We start from the raw sequence: 16951 nt of genomic DNA on the forward strand, positions 1-16951 counted from the left end.
AGCCAGGGCGGCCCACACCGCACCGGCGCCGATGACGGCGCTGACCACGTATTCGATCTCACCGCCCATCTCGCCGGCTCTCGGGACGGTGTCCCGCCGGACCAGCCCCCGCAGGTCGCGGTCGCCGCTGAGCCAGTCCCACAGCGCGACTCGGTCGGTATCCGAGCCGACGATCACGATGCGTGCCTCCACAGTCTCCCCTTCGTGACGCAGATTCCAGTCAGCCACTGTAGCCAGCGGGCGGCACATCCCAGCGCCATCCATCCAGGTGGCAAGTGTGCAACATGGTGACTGTGCCTGGCGTCACTCGCTCGAACGTCCTCATCTGCGGCGGCAAGTGCGCCCCGGGCTGTACGACCGGACGGATCTGATGCTGGGGTCCCGCGTCCGAGTGCTGCAAACGATCGGAGGCGTGAGTACTTTCCGCCTCTGGCGGCAGACCAACCGGTCCGCCCGGTTTGCGCAGGTCGGCGTCGAGGTGGCTACCGCCGATCAGGTTGAGGTGACCGTGCGGGCAGGTCCGGGTGGGCCCGGCACGCCACCCGGACCTGCTGGCCAGGTTCGTCGGCGCCCGGCTCACCGACGGCGCCGTGATCGTCGGCCACCACGCCGACACGGGCTGCTGCGGCTCGTACTGCGCTCCGACCGCGACGACCCGACCATCGGCACACTCGGCGACGAATGGGTCCTGGCCGCCGGAGCACCGGGTCGTGGCGGCGCTTCCGGTTGGCGGTGGAGTCGGCTGCCTTGACCTGGATCGGGGTATCCGCAGGTGGGTCGCGTCGGCGACCGTCTCCTAGATCGTGATTCAGGTCGTGGGCAACCGTTGACGTGGCCTCGGTCACGCTCCTATGGTGAACCACCAGTTCACTCAGTGATCCGATGCGCCGGGGTTCGGCCGACGGATCTCACGCCAGACGACGCTTCCGAGGGATTCGGAGAGTGCCTGCATGACCGCGACAAGAACCGCCACCACCTCGGTGGCCGCCGAGGGCGGACCGGCCGGGCAGGCGGACCGGGCAACACCGCGCCGATCCGAGCGCCTGTCCGCCACGAGGAAACGTGTGCACAACGCCGCCGGGGCCGCACTGGTCGTGGCGGTGCTCGCCGGCCTGTGGGAGGGCTACAAGGCGCTGGGCCGCGCCGTCGACGATGTCGTGCCCGGCACCAAGATCGCCTTCCCGGTCGCTACCGACGATCTCTCGATGCCGCACGTCTGGTCGATCCTCGGCGCCCTGGTCGAGCCGGCCCGGCGGGGCGACCCAATGCTGCTGGGCAGCTATCTCCTCGGCGAGACCGGCGTGACGCTCCGCGAGTCGTTCTACGGTCTGGTGGCGGGCTCGTCGCTCGGCCTGCTGCTGGCGGTCCTCTTCCTTCACGTGGTGCCGCTCAGCAAGGGGTTGATGCCCTGGCTGGTGGCGTCGCAGACGGTTCCCCTGGTGGCGATCGCGCCGATGATCGTGATCTGGGGTGGGAAGGCCGGCGCACCACCCTGGGTGGCGGTGACCGGTATCGCCGCCTACCTCGCGTTCTTCCCGGTCACCATCAACACCCTGCGGGGCCTGAAGTCACCGCCGAAGGTCCAACTGGAGTTCATGCGCAGCGTGGGCGCGGGCCGCTGGCAGGTCCTGGGGTGGCTGCGGATCCCGGCGGCGCTGCCCTTCGTGTTCGCCGGGCTCCGGCTCGCGGCCACCGCGAGCGTGGTGGGCGCGATCGTGGGCGAGCTGTCCGCGGGCACCGGCCGGGGCATCGGCCGGGCGATCCTCACCTTCGCCTACTACTACTCCAACGGGCCGGAGAAGTTGTACGCGGCCGTCCTGGTCGCCGCGGCGGCGGGCATCGTCTTCGTGCAGTCCCTGGCACTCATCGAGCGCGTGGCGCTCCGGCACCGGCACACCCGGTGAACATCCCTTCCGTCTCAACAACACCTGGAGAGATGCTGATGTCTGAGGCCGCGATCATTTCCGTGCGAGGCGTCACCAAGCAGTTCACCGGCGGGAACCGTACGGTGACCGCGCTCGAGGACATCGACCTGTCGATCAGGCGGGGCGAGTTCGTTTCCCTGTTGGGCCCGAGTGGCTGCGGCAAGAGCACCCTGTTGCGGATCTTGGCGGACCTGACCGAGCCGACCGACGGCACGGTGTCACTGAACGGCAAGACGCCGGGCGCGGCCCGGACGGACCGGGACTACGGCATGGTCTTCCAGCAGGCCGGCCTCTTCGAGTGGCGTACCGTGCAGCGCAACGTCGAGCTGCCGTTGCAGGTGGCCGGGGTGGACAAGCAGACCCGGCGGGCCAAGGCCCACGAGATGCTGGACCTGGTCCGGCTCTCCGACTTCGCCCGGCACTTTCCCTGGCAGCTCTCCGGTGGCATGCAGCAGCGGGTGGCGATCGCCCGCGCGCTGTCGGCGGACCCGGAGATCCTTTTCATGGACGAGCCGCTGGGTGCGCTCGACGAGATGAACCGCGAGCGGTTGCAGGGCGAGCTGCTGCGGATCTGGTCGGATACCCGGACCACCGTCGTCTTCGTCACCCACAGCATCTCCGAGGCGGTGTTCCTGTCGTCGCGGATCGTCGTGATGTCCGCGCGTCCCGGACGCATCGCCGCCAGCATCGACGTCGACCTGCCGTACCCGCGCACGGCGGCGACCCGGACCACCGACGCGTTCTTCGCCAAGGTCACCGAGGTGCGTACGGTGCTGCACGGCGTCCCGGCCGAGCAGGCGGCGCGATGAGTACGACGCAGCTCGCGCGGGGCACCTCGCCCGGTGCCGGAGTCCGGACGGCGGTGGGCCGGTTCCTCCCGGTCGTCCTCACCGCGCTGGTGATCCTCGGCTCGTGGCAGCTTGTGGTGACCGTCTTCGACGTTCCGTCGTTCATCGTGCCGGCACCGACCGGCATCTCGTCGGCGTTTCGGGCCGAGTTCGGCACGATCATGTCGGCGTCGGTGGTCACCGTGCAGGAGGTGCTCCTCGGCCTGGTCCTCGGCGCGGTGGCGGGGGTCGCGGTGGCGTTGGCGCTCAGCCGGTTCCCGGGCGTGTCCGGTCCGGTGCTGACCGCGGCCGTGGTCATCAACTGTGCCCCGATCGTGGCCCTCGCGCCGATCTTCAACAACTGGTTCGGGGTCACCAACCTGATGTCCAAGGCAGGCGTGGCCGCGGTGATGGTCTTCTTCCCGGTCCTGGTCAACACCACCAGGGGACTTCTCCAGGTCTCATCCCTGCACCTGGAGATCATGCAATCGCTCGCGGCGCAACCTCGACAGGTGGCGCTCATGCTGCGGTTGCCCAACGCGTTGCCGTACCTGTTCAACGCGCTCAAGCTCGGCAGCACGCTCGCCGTGATCGGCGTGATCGTGACCGAGTACTTCGGTGGACCGAGCAACGCGCTCGGGGTGTACATCGCCTATCAGGCGGCCCTGCCCCGCTTCGAGTTCGCCTGGGCGGGGATCGCCGTGGCCAGCGCGCTCGGCCTGCTGCTGTTCGGTGTCACGTCTCTGTTGGAACGCCTCCTGATGCCCTGGCACGAGTCCCTGCACGACAGCGACTCGTGAGCCACGGGCCACCACGATCTTTTGGAGTCAGAATGGCCCTGCAACTATGGCGGACCTCGCGGAGGAGTCGCCCCACCACAATCGCCGCCGCCCTCACCGCCGCCCTGCTCGCCACCTCGGCCTGCGGTGGCATGTCCGACACCCCGAGCGAGTCCGCAGCCGAGGCTGCCAAGAACTGCGAGTCGACGACCAAGGTCCGGGTGGTGCTCCAGTGGGTCGCCCAGGCCCAGTTCGCCGGCTACTACGCGGCCAGGGAGAAGGGTTACTACGCCGAGGAGTGTCTCGACGTCACGATCCAGGAGGGTGGCGTCAACATCGTCCCCCAGCAGGTGCTCTCCGCCGGCAACGCCGAGTTCGCGGTCAGCCACGTCACCAAGACGATGGTGACCCGAGCGCAGGGCGCGAACCTGGTGAACATCGGCCAGGTGTTCCAGCGGGGCGCGTACCTCCAGGTGGCCTGGGCCGACTCCGGCATCAAGTCGCTGACCGACCTGAAGGGCAAGAAGGTCGGGAGCTGGGGGTACGGCAACGAACTCGTGCTGTTCGCGGCGATGAAGGACGCCGGCGTCGACCCGAAACGCGACGCCGAGATCATCCAGCAACCCTTCGACATGTCGCTGCTGCTCCGTCGGGAGATCGACGCCGCCCAGGCCAAGACCTACAACGAGTACGCCCAACTGCTGGAGACCAAGAACCCGGCGACCGGGAAGCTCTACCAGCCGTCGGACTTCTCGGCGATCAGCCTCCAGGACGCCGGCTACACCAGCCTGGAGGACGGCATCTACGCCCGTGGTGACTGGCTGGGGGAGCAGGCCAACCAGGACACGGCGGTGAAGTTCCTGAAGGCGACCTACCGCGGCTGGGGTTTCTGCCGCGACGACCTGGCCGGCTGCGTCGACATCGTGCTCGACAACGGCAGCGCGCTGGGGCAGGGGCACCAGACCTGGATGCTCAACGAGATCAACAAGCTGATCTGGCCGGCCAGCAACGGCGTGGGAATGATGGACCAGGCGGCCTGGGACCAGACGATCAAGATCGCGATCGGTGGCGGCGTCCTCAAAAACGCCCCGGACAAGGACGCTTTCCGGACCGATCTGTCGCAGCGCGCGAACGACGGGCTCAAGGCCGACGGCTTCGACGTCAACGGCAACTCCTACAAGCCGCAGACCGTGACGATCACCGAAGGCGGGAAGTAGGCGAGCGGCGTGTGCCGGGCGGCGCCCGCCGTTCGGCACCCGCCCGCAGCCAGTGACGTCTGCCAAGATGTGGGCCGTATCTCACGGCTGATGGCGATTGATGGAGGTAGCGATGGCGCCCAGTGAGGCGGGGCTGGTGCGACGCACGATCTGGCTCCTGCGGGCCGTGGCGGCGCACCCCGAAGGGGTCGGACTCAGCGAGGTGGCCCGGGAGGCGGGCATCCCCAAGGCCACCTGCTACCGGGTGCTCAGCGTGCTGGAGCGGGAGAGCTGGCTCACCCTCGATCCGGTGACCCGTCGCTACCGGGTGTCGCTCGGACTGCTCTCCATCGTGGGCGGCCTGCTCGACGGTGGTGGCGCCTACGGCCACATGCGGGAGGTGCTGCGGAACCTGGCCGAGGAGACCAGGGAGACCGCGGGCTTCGACGTGCTGTTGCCGCCGAAGGTGATGGTCGTCGCCCAGGTGCCGGGGCCGTCGCTGATCGGGCAGACGCTCAAGCCGGTACCCCGTACCCAGCCGGTGTGGGCGACCTCCACCGGGAAGGTGCTGCTGGCGGCGCTGAGCTCGGAATCGGTGCGGGCCGACTTCACCGAGGAGTTCGCCGAGCACGCCCCGCCGGAGGTGGGGGACCTGGAGTCCTTCATGGGCTCGCTGGAGGAGGTGCGGAACCGGGGGTTCGCCTTCGCGTACGACGAGTTGGAGGTCGGTGCGGCGTCGGTCGCCGCACCGGTGCGGCTGCGCGCGAACACGCCGTACGCGGTGTGGATCGGCGGGCCCACCTACCGGATCACCCGCGACCGCATCGACACCATGGCGGAGTCGGTGATCAAGGCTGCCCGACAGCTCACCGACCTGCTGAGCAACGCTGACATCGATATTCCGAGTGCCTTCGCCAGACACTAGGGCACTCACGGACCGTACCGGCTCGCCCATGGCGACGCCTGCGGTGAAGGAGGTAGCAATGGCCGTACCCGCCGAGGCGTTGGCGGCGGCGATGACCGTGGTCGACAAGACTCCCAAGGGCCTGTACGTCGACGGTGAGTGGCGCGCGGGCCGGGACGGTGTCGTCCTCGCCGTGGAGGACCCGGCCACGGGGGCGACGATCGCCGAGGTGGCGGACGCCTCGGTCGCCGACGGGCTGGACGCCCTGGCCGCCGCCGCCCGGGCCCAGTCCGGCTGGGCTGCCACCCCGCCCCGGGAACGGGGGGAGGTGCTGCGTCGCGCGTTCGACCTGATCATCGAGCGCCGGGACGATCTGGCCCGGATGATGACCCTGGAGATGGGCAAGGCGTTCGCCGAGTCGCAGGCCGAGGTCAGCTACGCCGCGGAGTTTCTCCGCTGGTTCGCCGAGGAGGCCGTCCGGATCGACGGCGGCTATCTCACCGCACCGGCCGGAAACTCCCGTGTCGTGGTCATGCGGCAGCCGGTCGGACCCTGCCTGCTGGTGACCCCGTGGAACTTCCCGATGGCGATGGGCACCCGCAAGATCGGTCCCGCCCTGGCGGCCGGCTGCACCGTCGTGGTCAAGCCGGCCAAGCAGACTCCACTGTCGATGCTGGCGCTGGTCGAGATCCTGGAGCAGGCCGGTCTGCCGCGTGGCGTGGTCAACGTGCTCACCACCTCGCAGGCCGGCCGGGTCACCTCGGCTCTGCTCACCGACGAGCGGCTGCGCAAGCTGTCGTTCACCGGTTCGACCGCGGTCGGCCGGACCCTGCTCGCCCAGTCCGCCGAGCGGGTGCTGCGTACGTCGATGGAGCTGGGCGGGAACGCGCCGTTCATCGTCTTCGACGACGCCGACCTCGACTTGGCGGTCGAGGGGGCCGTCCAGGCGAAGATGCGCAACGTCGGTGAGGCGTGCACCGCCGCGAACCGTTTCTACGTGCAGCGGTCGGTGGCGCCGCGGTTCGTCGAAGCGCTGGCCGAGCGCCTCGGTGGGCTGCGCGTCGGGCACGGGCTGGACCCGTCGACCGACGTGGGGCCGCTCATCGACCGGGCCGCGGTGGCGTCGGTCGCCGAGTTGGTCGCCGACGCGACGCAGGCGGGCGCGGGGGTCGTCACCGGCGGCGGGCCGATCGCGGGGGAGGGCCACTTCTTCGCGCCGACCGTGCTGTCCGGGGTGCCCGACGGCGCCCGGTGCGTCCGGGAGGAGATCTTCGGCCCGGTCGCCCCGGTCGTGGCCTTCGACGACGAGGACGAGGCGCTCGGCATGGCCAACGCCTCGGAGTACGGCCTGGCCGCCTACGTCTTCACCGAGAACTTCGGCCGTGGCCTGCGGGTGACCGAGCGGCTGGAGAGCGGGATGGTGGGGCTCAACCAGGGCGTCATCTCCAACCCGGCGGCGCCCTTCGGCGGTGTCAAGCAGTCCGGTCTCGGGCGCGAAGGCGGGAAGGTCGGCATCGACGAGTACCTGAACATCAAGTACGCGGCGCTGCGGGCGTCGTGGTGACCGGGTTCCTGCTCGCCGGGGTCCAACTGGAGCCGGTCTTCGGCGACATCCCGGCGAACATCGCCAGGACGTCGTTCTGGATCCGGGAGGCGGCGGACCGCGGGGCCCGACTCGTGGTGCTGCCCGAGGCGGCCTCGGCGGGGTACGTCTTCGCCGATCGGACGGAAGCCGCGCGGCACGCGCAGCCGGTGCCCGACGGTCCCACGGTCGCCGCCTGGGCGCGGCTCGCCGCCGAGCTGGACGTGTGGATCGTGGGTGGGGTGACCGAGCGGGACGGGGACCGGGTCTACAACGCGGCGGTGCTGCTCGGCCCCACCGGCCACGTCGGAACCTTCCGCAAGGCCCATCTGTGGAACGACGAGAAGGAGATCTACGACCGCAACAGTGACGGCTTCCCGGTCTTCGACACGCCGCTGGGTCGGATCGGGATCGGGATCTGCTACGACGCGTGGTTCCCGGAGACGTTCCGCAGCGCGGCGTTGCAGGGCGCCGACCTGGTGGTGTTGCCCTCGAACTGGGTGCCGGTGCCCGGGCAGCCCGAGGCCGTCCCGGCGATGGCGAACCTCATGTGCATGACCGGGGCGCACTCCAACCAGTGCTACGTCGCCGGGGTCAGCCGGATCGGAGTCGAGCGGGGGCAGGCGTTCGTCGGCCGGTCCGTCCTCGTCGGACCCGACGGTTGGCCGATCGCCGGCCCGGCGAGCCCGGACCGGGAGGAACTCGTGCTGGCCGAGGTGGACCTGATCGGCTCGCGGGCCGAACGGTTGCACAACCCGTTCAACCAGCCGTTGGCCGATCGGCGGACCGACCTCTACGTGGCGGGACCGGCGATGAGCTGAACCGGCCCCGCCGTCCCTTGTGACCTGCGGGGTTGGCGGCACGCCGGTGTCCCGGGCACCGGGATCTGTTCTCGAAGGCTATTGACTCGCTATCCCCCGTAGCGCCAAGATATGAACCGATGGTTCATTCAATGAACCACTAAGGAGTGATCGTGAGCATCCGGGTTCGCAAGCTGATCCGTCACCTCGAAGAGACGCGGCTGGAGAACGGCAGGACGGTGCAGCCGGTGCACCGGGTCGCCTTCGCCGGCGTGGTCATCGAGAATCCGTACCCCAGCGAGTACGTCCAGGACCTGGTCACCCTGGCCGACGAGATCGGCGAGGAGATCGGCAACCTGGTCGGCCCCGCCTGCGTGGAACTGCTCGGCGAGGAGGTCGAGGCGTTCGGCAAGGCGGCGCTCGTCGGTATCGACGGCGAGGTCGAGCACGGCTCGGCGCTGATCCACAACCTCCGCTTCGGCAACGTCTTCCGCGGCGCGGCCGGCGGCACCGAACTGCTGCCCGCCGCCGAGAAGGTCGGCCTGCCCGGCAGCCCCATCGACATCCCGCTCAAGCACAAGCTGGACGCCAAGACCCGCTCGCACCACCAGACGGTGACCCTCCAGGTGGCCGACGTACCCCGCCCCCGGGAGATCCTCGTGGTCTGCGCCGCGTCGAACGCCGGACGCCCGCTGGCCCGCCTCGCCGCCTTCGGCGCCGAGCTGAAGAGCAACTGACCCCAGCGCTCGACGGGACGGAGCCAGCCGATGACCATCACCGACACCACCACCTGGACCAGCCAGCGGCTCAAGGAGATCGACAAGGAGTACGTCATCCACTCCTGGTCGGTGCAGGGCGCGCTCGACCCCATCCCCGTGGCCGGCGGATCCGGTTCCTGGTTCTGGGACTACGACGGCCGCCGGTACCTCGACTTCCAGTCGCAACTGGTCAACCTGAACCTGGGCCACCAGCACCCCCGACTGGTCGAGGCGATCCGCGCCCAGGCCGAGCAGCTCTGCTACATCGGACCCGGCTTCGCCGAGCGTTCCCGGGCCGAGCTGGCCGAGCTGCTGGCCGGGCTCACCCCCGGTGACCTGAAGATGAGCTTCTTCACCACCGGCGGGGCGGCGGCCAACGAGAACGCCGTCCGGCTGGCCCGGCACGTCACCGGCCGGCAGAAGATCATCGCCCGCTACCGCTCGTACCACGGCGCCACGGCGGGCGCGATGTCGCTCACCGGCGACCCGCGCCGGTGGGCGGCGGAGCCGGGAATGACCGGCGTGGTGCGGATGCTCGACCCCTATACCTACCGGTGCCCGGCCGGGCACCCCGACCCGTGCCCGGTCTGCTCCGGCGGCCCGCACCTGGAGGAGATCCTCCAGTACGAGAACCCGGAGACCGTCGCCGCGGTGATCGTCGAGCCGGTCACCGGCACGAACGGGCTGCTCTACCCGCCGGACGGGTACCTGCGGTCGCTGCGGGAGGTCTGCGACCGGTACGGCATCCTGCTCATCTTCGACGAGGTGATGGCGGGCTTCGGCCGTACCGGTGAATGGTTCGCCTGCGACCACTGGGACATCGTGCCGGACATTCTCACCACCGCGAAGGGACTGAACTCCGGCTACGTCCCCCTCGGGGCCATGACGGTCTCCGCCCGGATCTCCGACTGGCTGCGGGACCACATGTTCTGGGGCGGGCTGACCTACGCCGGGCACCCGCTCGCCTGCGCCTCCGGCGTGGCCTCCCTGCGGATCATGCAGGACGAGGGCGTGGTGGAGAACGCGCGGGCGATGGGGCAGCGGCTCGGTGCCGGCCTGGCCAAGCTGGCGCAGTGCCACCCGAGCATCGGCGACATCCGGGGCCGGGGGCTGTTCTACGGCGTCGAGCTGGTACGCAACCGCGACACCCGGGACCCGCTCGTCCCGTTCAACGCCAAGGGCCCGGCGGCGGCCCCGGTCAGCCGGCTGCTCAAGGCCGCGATGCAGCAGGGCGTCTACCTGACCGCCAACTTCAACGTCCTGCGGCTGACCCCGCCACTGGTGATCAACGCCGAGGAGATCGATCTCGGGCTCGGTGTCCTCGACGAGGTGCTGTCCCTCGCCGACGAGCACTACCAGGGCTGACCAACGGCGCGACGGGTGGGAGACCCACCACGGAAGGAGAGGTAGGCATGCCGACGACGCTGATCACCAACGGCACGGTCGTCAACGCCGATGCGGCGGTCCGCGCCGACGTGCTGGTGCGGGACGGCCGGATCGTCGCCCTCGGTGCCGGGCCGGAGTGGACCGCCGACCACGTCGTCGACGCGACCGGGAAGCTGGTCATGCCCGGCGGCATCGACGCGCACACCCACCTGGAATACCCGGTCGACGGGTTCAGCACCCACACCGCCGACGACTTCCACACCGGGACCGTCGCGGCCGTGTACGGCGGCACGACCACCGTCCTCGACTTCGTCAAGAAGGAGCCGGACCGGTCGCTGTACGACACCTACCTGCGGCGGCGGGACGCGGCGGCGGCCAAGGCCGTGATCGACGTGGGCCTGCACGCCATCGTGCCGCCCCGTGCCGCCCAGCCGGACGTCCTCGACGACCTGCGCCGGCTGGTCGGCGAGGGCGCCACCAGCTGGAAGTTCTTCATGGCCTACCCGGGCCAGATGGTCGAGGACGACGAACTGCTCGACGGCTTCGAGCTGGCGCGCGAGCTCGGCGTACTGCCGATGGTGCACGCCGAGAACGGACACATGGTCGCCCGCGAGGTCCGGCGCCTGGTGGACAGCGGCCGGACCGCCGAGAGCTTCCACCTGCGGGCACACGGGCACGACTCCGAGGCCGAGGCGGTGCACCGGGCCGTCGTGCTCGCCGACACCATCGGCATTCCACTGTACGTGGTGCACGTCTCCAGCACGGCGGCGGCCGACGAGATCAGCCGGGCCCGCTCCGCCGGGTCGCAGGTGTGGGGCGAGACCTGCCCCCAGTACCTGGTCGTGGCCTACGAGGACTACGCCGACCTCGGCGAGCGGGCCGCCGCGTACATCTGCTCCCCGCCGATCCGGGAACGCAGCAACCAGGACGGCCTGTGGCGGATGCTCGCCACCGGTGCCCTCTCCACCGTCGCCACCGACCACGCCGGCTTCTGCCTGCACCAGCCCGACGACCTGCCGCCGCAGAAGATGCGCAGCCCCGGCTACTTCCCGAAGGTGCCCAACGGCGTCCCGGGCATCGAGGACCGGCTGATGGTCCTCTGGCAGGCCGGGGTGGCCGGCGGACTGATCGACCCGTGCCGCTTCGTGGACCTGGTCGCCACCCGGCCGGCCAAGCTGTTCGGCCTCTTCCCGCAGAAGGGGATCGTCGCCGTCGGGGCAGACGCCGACCTGGTGATCTGGGATCCGGCAGCCGACCACGTGATCACGGCGGCGGGCTCGCACATGCGTACCGACTACAACATCTACGAGGGCATGCGGGTGACCGGCAAACCGGTGCACGTCTTCTCCCGCGGCGAGCACCTGGTCGACGCGGACGGCCTCCGGCACGCCACCCCCGGCCGGGGAACCTTCCTGACCCGCGCCGCGCCGCGCCAACCCTGACCTACCGAATCCCCACCCTCCACCACGACCGAGCGGAGCTGACACCGAGATGAAACTTCCCCTGGGTATCCACGTCGGTGAGCGACTCAGCCTGGAGCAGACCTACTGGCAGGCCGAGTTCGCCGACCAGAACGGGTTCGAGTCCGTGTGGGTCGCCGAGGGACGACTCGCCCGCGACGGCATCGTCCCGGCGGCGATCATCGCGAGCCGGACGAGGAACGTGAAGATCGGCACCGGCGTCGTCAACAACAAGAGCCGCAACGCGGCCCTGATGGCGGTCACCTTCAAAACCCTGGACGAGGTCGCGCCGGGCCGGGCGATCCTGGGCATCGGCGCCTGGTGGGAGCCGCTGGCGACGAAGGTCGGCCAGCCACTGTCCAAGCCCATCAAATCGATGCGCGAGTACATCACCGTCCTGCAGACCTTCTTCCGCAACGAGGTCGTCTCCTTCGACGGCGAGTTCGTGCAGATGACGGACGTGCGCTTCGACAGCATGTACCGCGAGAACAAGCCGGTCGACATTCCGATCTACATCGGCGCGGTCGGCCCCCGGATGCTCGAACTCGCCGGTGAGATCAGCGACGGCGTGCACATGGACTTCCTGCTCCCCCCGTCGTACATGGTCGGCGCCCGTGCCGCGATCGAGCGGGGGGTGGCCAAGCGGACCGACGGCCGCGACGGCATCGACCTGACCCAGATCGTGTCGTGCAGCGTCAACGACGACGACCCGCAGGAGGCCATCGACGCGTGCAAGGCATTCCTCACCCTCTACCTCTGCCAGCAGCCGCACATCGCCGAGCACTGCGGGGTCGAGCGCGAACTCGTCGACCGGTTGCAGGAGATCGCCGGCTGGCCCGCGACGCCGGAGGACATCAAGCGGGCGATGCGGCTGGTCCCCAACAGCCTGGTGCAGAACGTCACCGCCTGCGGCTCCACCGACGACGCCTTCCAGAAGCTGCAGTCGTACCACGAGGCCGGGGTGCGCTGCCCGATCATCTCCACCCTGGGGGACAAGGAGCAGACCCTCACCCGGCTCGCCCAGGCCGCGAAGGGGTGACCCCGATGACCGAGAGCCATTCCACCCGCATCGCCGTGGTCGGTGGCACCGGCCCGCAGGGCCGGGGGCTGGGCTACCGCCTGGCGCGTGCCGGACACGAGGTCGTCCTCGGCTCACGCGACATTCAGCGGGCCACGGCCGCCGCCGAGGAACTGTCCCGGCTCGCCGTCGGTGCCCGGATCACCGGTGCGACGAACCTGGCGGCTGCGGAGAGCGCCGGCATCGTGCTGCTCGCCGTGCCGTACGACGGACACGCCCAACTGGTGACCAGCCTGGTGCCGGCGTTGGCCGGCAAACTCGTCGTCAGCTGCGTCAACCCGCTCAGCTTCGACCGGTTCGGGCCGTACGGCCGTACCGTCTCGGCCGGCAGCGGCGCCGAGGAGGCCGCCGGAATCGTCGCCTCGGCGACCGTGGTCGGCGCGTTCCACCACCTGGCCGCCCCCCTCCTGCTCGACCCGGAGGCGGACCTGAGCCACGAGGACGTCCTGGTCTGCGGGGACGACGTCGCCGCCAAGGAGCAGGTGATGGCCCTCGCCGCCGACGTGACCGGCGGCCGTGGCCTCGACGCCGGCCGGCTGCGGCTGGCCCGCCAACTGGAACCCCTGACCGCAGTCCTGATCAGTGTGAACAAGCGGTACAAGACCCGTTCCGGGCTGGCCCTCACCGGCCTGGCCCCGGCGGTCGGAAAGGTCCCCGCGTGAAACTCGCAGCCCTGCAACTTCGTGCCACCGACGACCGGGCAGAGACGATCGGCCGGGCCGCCGACCTGATCGACGACGCCGCCGCTCAGGATGCCCGGATCCTGCTGCTGCCGGAGCTGTTCGCGGTGCCGTTCGTCCAACCGGAGCCCGACCTCGACTACTTCCGGTACGCCGAGGGACTCGACGGCCCGTCCAACCGGATGGCGGCCGAGCGGTCGAAGCGGCACCGGATGACCGTCATCTCGTCGATCTTCGAGGCGGGGCAGGTGCCGGGGGTGTACCACAACACCGCCTGCACCTACGTCGACGGCGAACTCAGGTCGGTGTACCGCAAGTCGCACCTGCCGTTCTCCAACGGCTTCCCGGAGAAGTTCTACTTCCAACCGGGCGGCGCCGAGCCGGAGGTGGTCCAGACCGGTGAGACCGGCGTCGGCACCATCATCTGCTACGAGCGGCACTTCCCCGAGCTGAGCCGGGTGGTCGCCCTGCGCGGCGGATCGGTGCTCTGCGTTCCCGTCGCCTCGGCGAGCGCCCCGATGCGTGAGGTGTTCCAGCTGGAGCTGCGCGCCCACGCGGTGTTCAACGGCCTCTTCGTGATCTGCGCCAACCGGGTCGGCACCGAAGGTGTGAAGGACTACTTCGGGCTCAGCGCGGTCTACGGCCCCGACGGCGGCGTGCTCGCCCAGGCCGCCGACGACCGGGACGACGTGGCGGTGGCCGAGGTCGACCTCAGCCTGGTCGACCTCGCCCGCCGTCGACGCCCCTTCCTCCGCGACCGGCGACCCGAGCTGTACGGGCGGCTGACCAGGATGGAACCCGACGCATGACGGACGGCTCGTGGGTGGTGGTCGTACCGGCCAAGTCATTCACGGCGGCCAAGACCCGCTGCGTCGGCCTCGACCCCGCGCAACGGCGCGGGCTGGCCCGGGCGATGCTGCTCGACGTCGTCGGCGAGCTGATCCGGGCCCGTCGGGTGCGCGCCGTCGTCGTCGCCGCGACCGACCCGGAGGTGGTCGGCGCGGCGTTGTCCACCGGTGCCGTGGTCGCCGGCAGCACCCGTGGGCCGGACCTCAACCGGGAGGTTCTCGACGCGCTCACCATCGCCGGGGAGGCGCTCCCCGACGCGCGGCTGGCCGTCGCCATGGCCGATCTCGCCGGAGCACGGCCCACGGACTACGACGCGGTACTGGCGGCAGCCGGATCCCACCCACGGGCCATCGTCTCGGACGACGACGGCACCGGGACCACCATGGTGACCCTCACCGTGCCCGGCGAGTTCCGGCCCTTCCTCGGCGCCGACTCGCGCCGCCGGTTCCTCGCCGACGGATACCACGATCTCCCGGTGACCGCGCCTGGGCTGCGGCGGGACGTGGACACCGTCGCCCACCTGCGCTCGCTCGGGATGGACCGGCTCGGCGGGGCGACCCGCTCGTGGGCCGGGTCATCGGCGCCGACCGCGAACCGGCCGACCCGGTCGGTTGCCTGATACTGATCAACGGTTCGGTACCCGCGTCTCGGAGAGGACACGATGACCCTGCTCGCCAGCCGGGCCTCCGGCGACCGCACGTGGCTGGTCGCCGTCGCCGCCAGCCTCTGGGGCTTCTCGGGCCTGCTGCGGGAACCGCTCTCCCGGCAGCTTCCGGCGCTGAGCGTGGTCCTGGCCGAACACGTCGTCCTCGTGCTCCTGGTGTCGCCCTGGCTGATCCCGGCCGTACGCTCGCTCCTCCGTTCCTCCGTGCGGACGAAGCTGGCCGTGCTGGTGATCGGGGCCGGCTCCTCGGCGCTGGCCACAACGCTCTTCACCGCCGCGTTCCGGCTGGGCGACCCGATCACCCCGCAGGTGTTGCAGAAGCTGCAACCGGCGCTGGCGATCGTCCTGGCCGCCGCGTTGCTGGGGGAGCGGGTGAGCCGACGATTCCCCCTCTTCGCGGTGCCCGCGGTCGTCGGCGCCTGGCTGTTGGCCTTCCCCGACCCGCTGGGGGTGCAACCTCGCGGCCTGGCCGCCGCCGCGCTGGCCACCGGGGCCGCAGCCCTCTGGGCGGCCGGCACCGTCCTCGGCCGGATGGTCAGTGCCGAACTGTCCTTCCTGCACATCACCACGCTGCGGTTCACCGTCGGGCTGGTCACCCTCGCCACCTTCGCTGCGGCGACCTGGACACCGGTCACGGTTCCGGTGGAGCTGGTACCCCGGCTGGTGCTGCTTGCGGCCGTACCGGGCCTGCTCGCCCTGTCGCTGTACTACCACGCCCTGCGGCGCACGCCCGCGTCGAACGCGACCCTGGCCGAACTGGCCTTCCCACTGACGGCCGCCGTGGTCGGACTCGCCCTGCTCGACGGGCGACTGGGCGCGAGCCAGTGGACCGGCCTGGTGCTGGTCCTGGCCTCGGTGGTGCTGCTCGCGCTGCACGAGAACCGCAGTGCGCTTCCGGCGGTACGGCAGCGGGCCGAGGAGAACGGCCGAACGCCCGCCTACCAGCCCTGAACACCCCGCACGCGGAGTCTTCGAGTCACGGTCCGTTGCGAGAGGTGGCGGCCCGCTTGCCTGGAGTCTCGCCCTCATCGATCTCCGAGCCCCGGAACCCATCGTGAACGGCGCAGTTACGATTAAATGGCTCATTGGCGTTCTTGACAGTCTCGGTCTCGTTGGGACATGCTCTGGGCCGGAACGTTCGCCCGATAGTCAGTCGCGTATGGGCGTGTACCCACAAGGTCAACGTTCCGCCCCGCCCGATATACGAGGAGGCCCATTTGCGTCGCAGTATTGCAGCCAGCTTGGCTGTGCTTGTCGCCGGGCTCGGAACAATGGTTTCCCCGGAGTTCGCACATGCCGGCAGCGGTGCGCCGTTCAAGCTGCCTTACCGGGCCGGATACGCGTACACCATTACCCAGACCCCCGGGAGCGGCTACTCCCACAACGACGCCTATAACCGCCATGCCGTTGACTTCGCCATGCCGCAAGGCACCCCGATCGTCGCCTCGGCGGCCGGCACCGTCTACTACGAGGGATGGAGCACCGGTGGCGGCATCATCGCCCTAATCGACCACGGCAACAATCGCTGCTCTCAGTACGCCCATCTCAGCGCCACCATCGTCAACAAAGGACAACGGGTGGCCCAGGGGCAGCATATCGGCGCCTCCGGCGCCACTGGAAACGTGACCGGTCCGCACCTGCACTGGAATGTCGTCTACTGCGACTCGCAGCTGAGCCGCGAAATCCCCAATACGGTGGAGGTCGGCACCAACTATCCCACCGGTACCGCACCGGTGAGCCAGAACAGGCTGTCGGCCGGCCTGCCGGGGGCTGACGGCGAACGGGTGTCCGACTTCAGTGGTGACGGTGCCGCCGATGTTCTGGGGGTCGCTGCCGACGGTGACTTCTGGTACTACCCCCACAATGGTGCCGGCCTCAGCAGCCCGGTCAAGATCGGGCACGGCTGGTCGACCTTCCGGCACGTGATGGCCGCGGACTGGAGCGGTGACGGCGCCGCCGACATCCTGGGTGTCGACTCCTCCGGGAGACTGTTGTACTACCCGAACAACAGCTATGGACTGTCCGGCTACACGCAGCTCGGGCATGGCTGGGCGACCTTCCGG

Annotated in this window: 17 protein-coding genes; 16 read left to right on the forward strand and 1 reads right to left on the reverse strand. The window is 70.0% G+C overall.

Going from position 1 to position 16951, the window contains the following annotated elements:
- Window positions 1–192 (reverse strand): hypothetical protein (locus C5N14_RS21635; RefSeq protein ID WP_133305768.1); only part of this gene is annotated, 192 nt, incomplete at its 3' end.
- Between the two features lie 758 nt (window positions 193–950).
- On the opposite strand from C5N14_RS21635, the gene C5N14_RS21645 reads away from it, so the two are divergent.
- From C5N14_RS21645 to C5N14_RS21720, 16 genes are all read left to right on the forward strand, one after another.
- Entirely contained in the window at window positions 951–1904 is a 954-nt protein-coding gene (locus C5N14_RS21645; protein ID WP_117670032.1) for an ABC transporter permease, read from the forward strand.
- Between the two features lie 38 nt (window positions 1905–1942).
- The gene (locus tag C5N14_RS21650; RefSeq protein WP_207892820.1) at window positions 1943–2734 is read left to right on the forward strand and encodes an ABC transporter ATP-binding protein; all 792 of its coding nucleotides are present in this window, start codon (window positions 1943–1945) and stop codon (window positions 2732–2734) included.
- Complete coding sequence (locus C5N14_RS21655; RefSeq protein WP_117670044.1) at window positions 2731–3552, forward strand: ABC transporter permease; 822 nt, start codon at window positions 2731–2733, stop codon at window positions 3550–3552. Before C5N14_RS21650 ends, C5N14_RS21655 begins: the two co-directional genes overlap by 4 nt.
- A gap of 32 nt (window positions 3553–3584) precedes the next feature.
- Window positions 3585–4748 carry an ABC transporter substrate-binding protein gene (locus C5N14_RS21660; RefSeq protein WP_117670046.1) on the forward strand — a complete coding sequence of 388 codons (1164 nt, stop codon included), beginning with the start codon at window positions 3585–3587 and terminating at the stop codon, window positions 4746–4748.
- 112 nt (window positions 4749–4860) lie between these two features.
- Window positions 4861–5652, forward strand: coding sequence for an IclR family transcriptional regulator (locus tag C5N14_RS21665; protein ID WP_165878186.1), 792 nt, complete (start codon window positions 4861–4863; stop codon window positions 5650–5652).
- 58 nt (window positions 5653–5710) lie between these two features.
- Window positions 5711–7195 (forward strand): NAD-dependent succinate-semialdehyde dehydrogenase, encoded by a 1485-nt coding sequence (locus tag C5N14_RS21670; protein ID WP_243639896.1) that lies wholly within the window; start codon window positions 5711–5713, stop codon window positions 7193–7195.
- The gene (locus C5N14_RS21675) at window positions 7192–8034 is read left to right on the forward strand and encodes a nitrilase family protein (protein WP_207892821.1); all 843 of its coding nucleotides are present in this window, start codon (window positions 7192–7194) and stop codon (window positions 8032–8034) included. Before C5N14_RS21670 ends, C5N14_RS21675 begins: the two co-directional genes overlap by 4 nt.
- Window positions 8035–8186: 152 nt before the next feature.
- Window positions 8187–8750, forward strand: coding sequence for an amino acid synthesis family protein (locus tag C5N14_RS21680; protein ID WP_207892822.1), 564 nt, complete (start codon window positions 8187–8189; stop codon window positions 8748–8750).
- 30 nt (window positions 8751–8780) lie between these two features.
- On the forward strand, window positions 8781–10136 hold the full coding sequence (locus C5N14_RS21685) for an aminotransferase class III-fold pyridoxal phosphate-dependent enzyme (RefSeq protein WP_117670052.1): 1356 nt from the start codon (window positions 8781–8783) through the stop codon (window positions 10134–10136).
- A gap of 47 nt (window positions 10137–10183) precedes the next feature.
- Window positions 10184–11599: a dihydropyrimidinase gene (hydA, locus tag C5N14_RS21690; RefSeq protein ID WP_117670054.1), complete on the forward strand. Its 1416-nt coding sequence runs from the start codon at window positions 10184–10186 to the stop codon at window positions 11597–11599.
- Window positions 11600–11648: 49 nt separating this feature from the next.
- Complete coding sequence (locus C5N14_RS21695; protein ID WP_117670056.1) at window positions 11649–12656, forward strand: LLM class flavin-dependent oxidoreductase; 1008 nt, start codon at window positions 11649–11651, stop codon at window positions 12654–12656.
- A gap of 5 nt (window positions 12657–12661) precedes the next feature.
- Window positions 12662–13357, forward strand: coding sequence for an NADPH-dependent F420 reductase (gene npdG / locus C5N14_RS21700; RefSeq protein WP_117670068.1), 696 nt, complete (start codon window positions 12662–12664; stop codon window positions 13355–13357).
- Window positions 13354–14184, forward strand: a complete 831-nt coding sequence (locus tag C5N14_RS21705) for a carbon-nitrogen hydrolase family protein (RefSeq protein ID WP_117670058.1) — start codon at window positions 13354–13356, stop codon at window positions 14182–14184. Before npdG ends, C5N14_RS21705 begins: the two co-directional genes overlap by 4 nt.
- The gene (gene cofC, locus C5N14_RS21710; protein WP_117670060.1) at window positions 14181–14843 is read left to right on the forward strand and encodes a 2-phospho-L-lactate guanylyltransferase; all 663 of its coding nucleotides are present in this window, start codon (window positions 14181–14183) and stop codon (window positions 14841–14843) included. The genes C5N14_RS21705 and cofC overlap by 4 nt, the downstream gene beginning before the upstream one ends.
- Before the next feature lie 42 nt (window positions 14844–14885).
- Entirely contained in the window at window positions 14886–15839 is a 954-nt protein-coding gene (locus tag C5N14_RS21715) for a DMT family transporter (RefSeq protein ID WP_117670062.1), read from the forward strand.
- A gap of 266 nt (window positions 15840–16105) precedes the next feature.
- Window positions 16106–16951: VCBS repeat domain-containing M23 family metallopeptidase (locus C5N14_RS21720; protein ID WP_117670070.1), on the forward strand; the 846-nt coding region annotated here is incomplete at its 3' end.

Origin of the sequence: Micromonospora sp. MW-13 (assembly GCF_003434305.1) — a bacterium.
Classification (GTDB): Bacteria; Actinomycetota; Actinomycetes; order Mycobacteriales; family Micromonosporaceae; genus Micromonospora.

Excerpts from the sequence above, each read along its gene's own strand:
- C5N14_RS21685 (WP_117670052.1), top strand. The coding sequence starts at position 8,781 with ATGACCATCACCGACACCACCACCTGGACCAGCCAGCGGCTCAAGGAG.
- C5N14_RS21645 (WP_117670032.1), top strand. The coding sequence starts at position 951 with ATGACCGCGACAAGAACCGCCACCACCTCGGTGGCCGCCGAGGGCGGA.
- C5N14_RS21655 (WP_117670044.1), top strand. The coding sequence starts at position 2,731 with ATGAGTACGACGCAGCTCGCGCGGGGCACCTCGCCCGGTGCCGGAGTC.
- C5N14_RS21660 (WP_117670046.1), top strand. The coding sequence starts at position 3,585 with ATGGCCCTGCAACTATGGCGGACCTCGCGGAGGAGTCGCCCCACCACA.
- C5N14_RS21670 (WP_243639896.1), top strand. The coding sequence starts at position 5,711 with ATGGCCGTACCCGCCGAGGCGTTGGCGGCGGCGATGACCGTGGTCGAC.
- C5N14_RS21665 (WP_165878186.1), top strand. The coding sequence starts at position 4,861 with ATGGCGCCCAGTGAGGCGGGGCTGGTGCGACGCACGATCTGGCTCCTG.
- hydA (WP_117670054.1), top strand. The coding sequence starts at position 10,184 with ATGCCGACGACGCTGATCACCAACGGCACGGTCGTCAACGCCGATGCG.
- npdG (WP_117670068.1), top strand. The coding sequence starts at position 12,662 with ATGACCGAGAGCCATTCCACCCGCATCGCCGTGGTCGGTGGCACCGGC.
- C5N14_RS21715 (WP_117670062.1), top strand. The coding sequence starts at position 14,886 with ATGACCCTGCTCGCCAGCCGGGCCTCCGGCGACCGCACGTGGCTGGTC.
- cofC (WP_117670060.1), top strand. The coding sequence starts at position 14,181 with ATGACGGACGGCTCGTGGGTGGTGGTCGTACCGGCCAAGTCATTCACG.
- C5N14_RS21650 (WP_207892820.1), top strand. The coding sequence starts at position 1,943 with ATGTCTGAGGCCGCGATCATTTCCGTGCGAGGCGTCACCAAGCAGTTC.
- C5N14_RS21695 (WP_117670056.1), top strand. The coding sequence starts at position 11,649 with ATGAAACTTCCCCTGGGTATCCACGTCGGTGAGCGACTCAGCCTGGAG.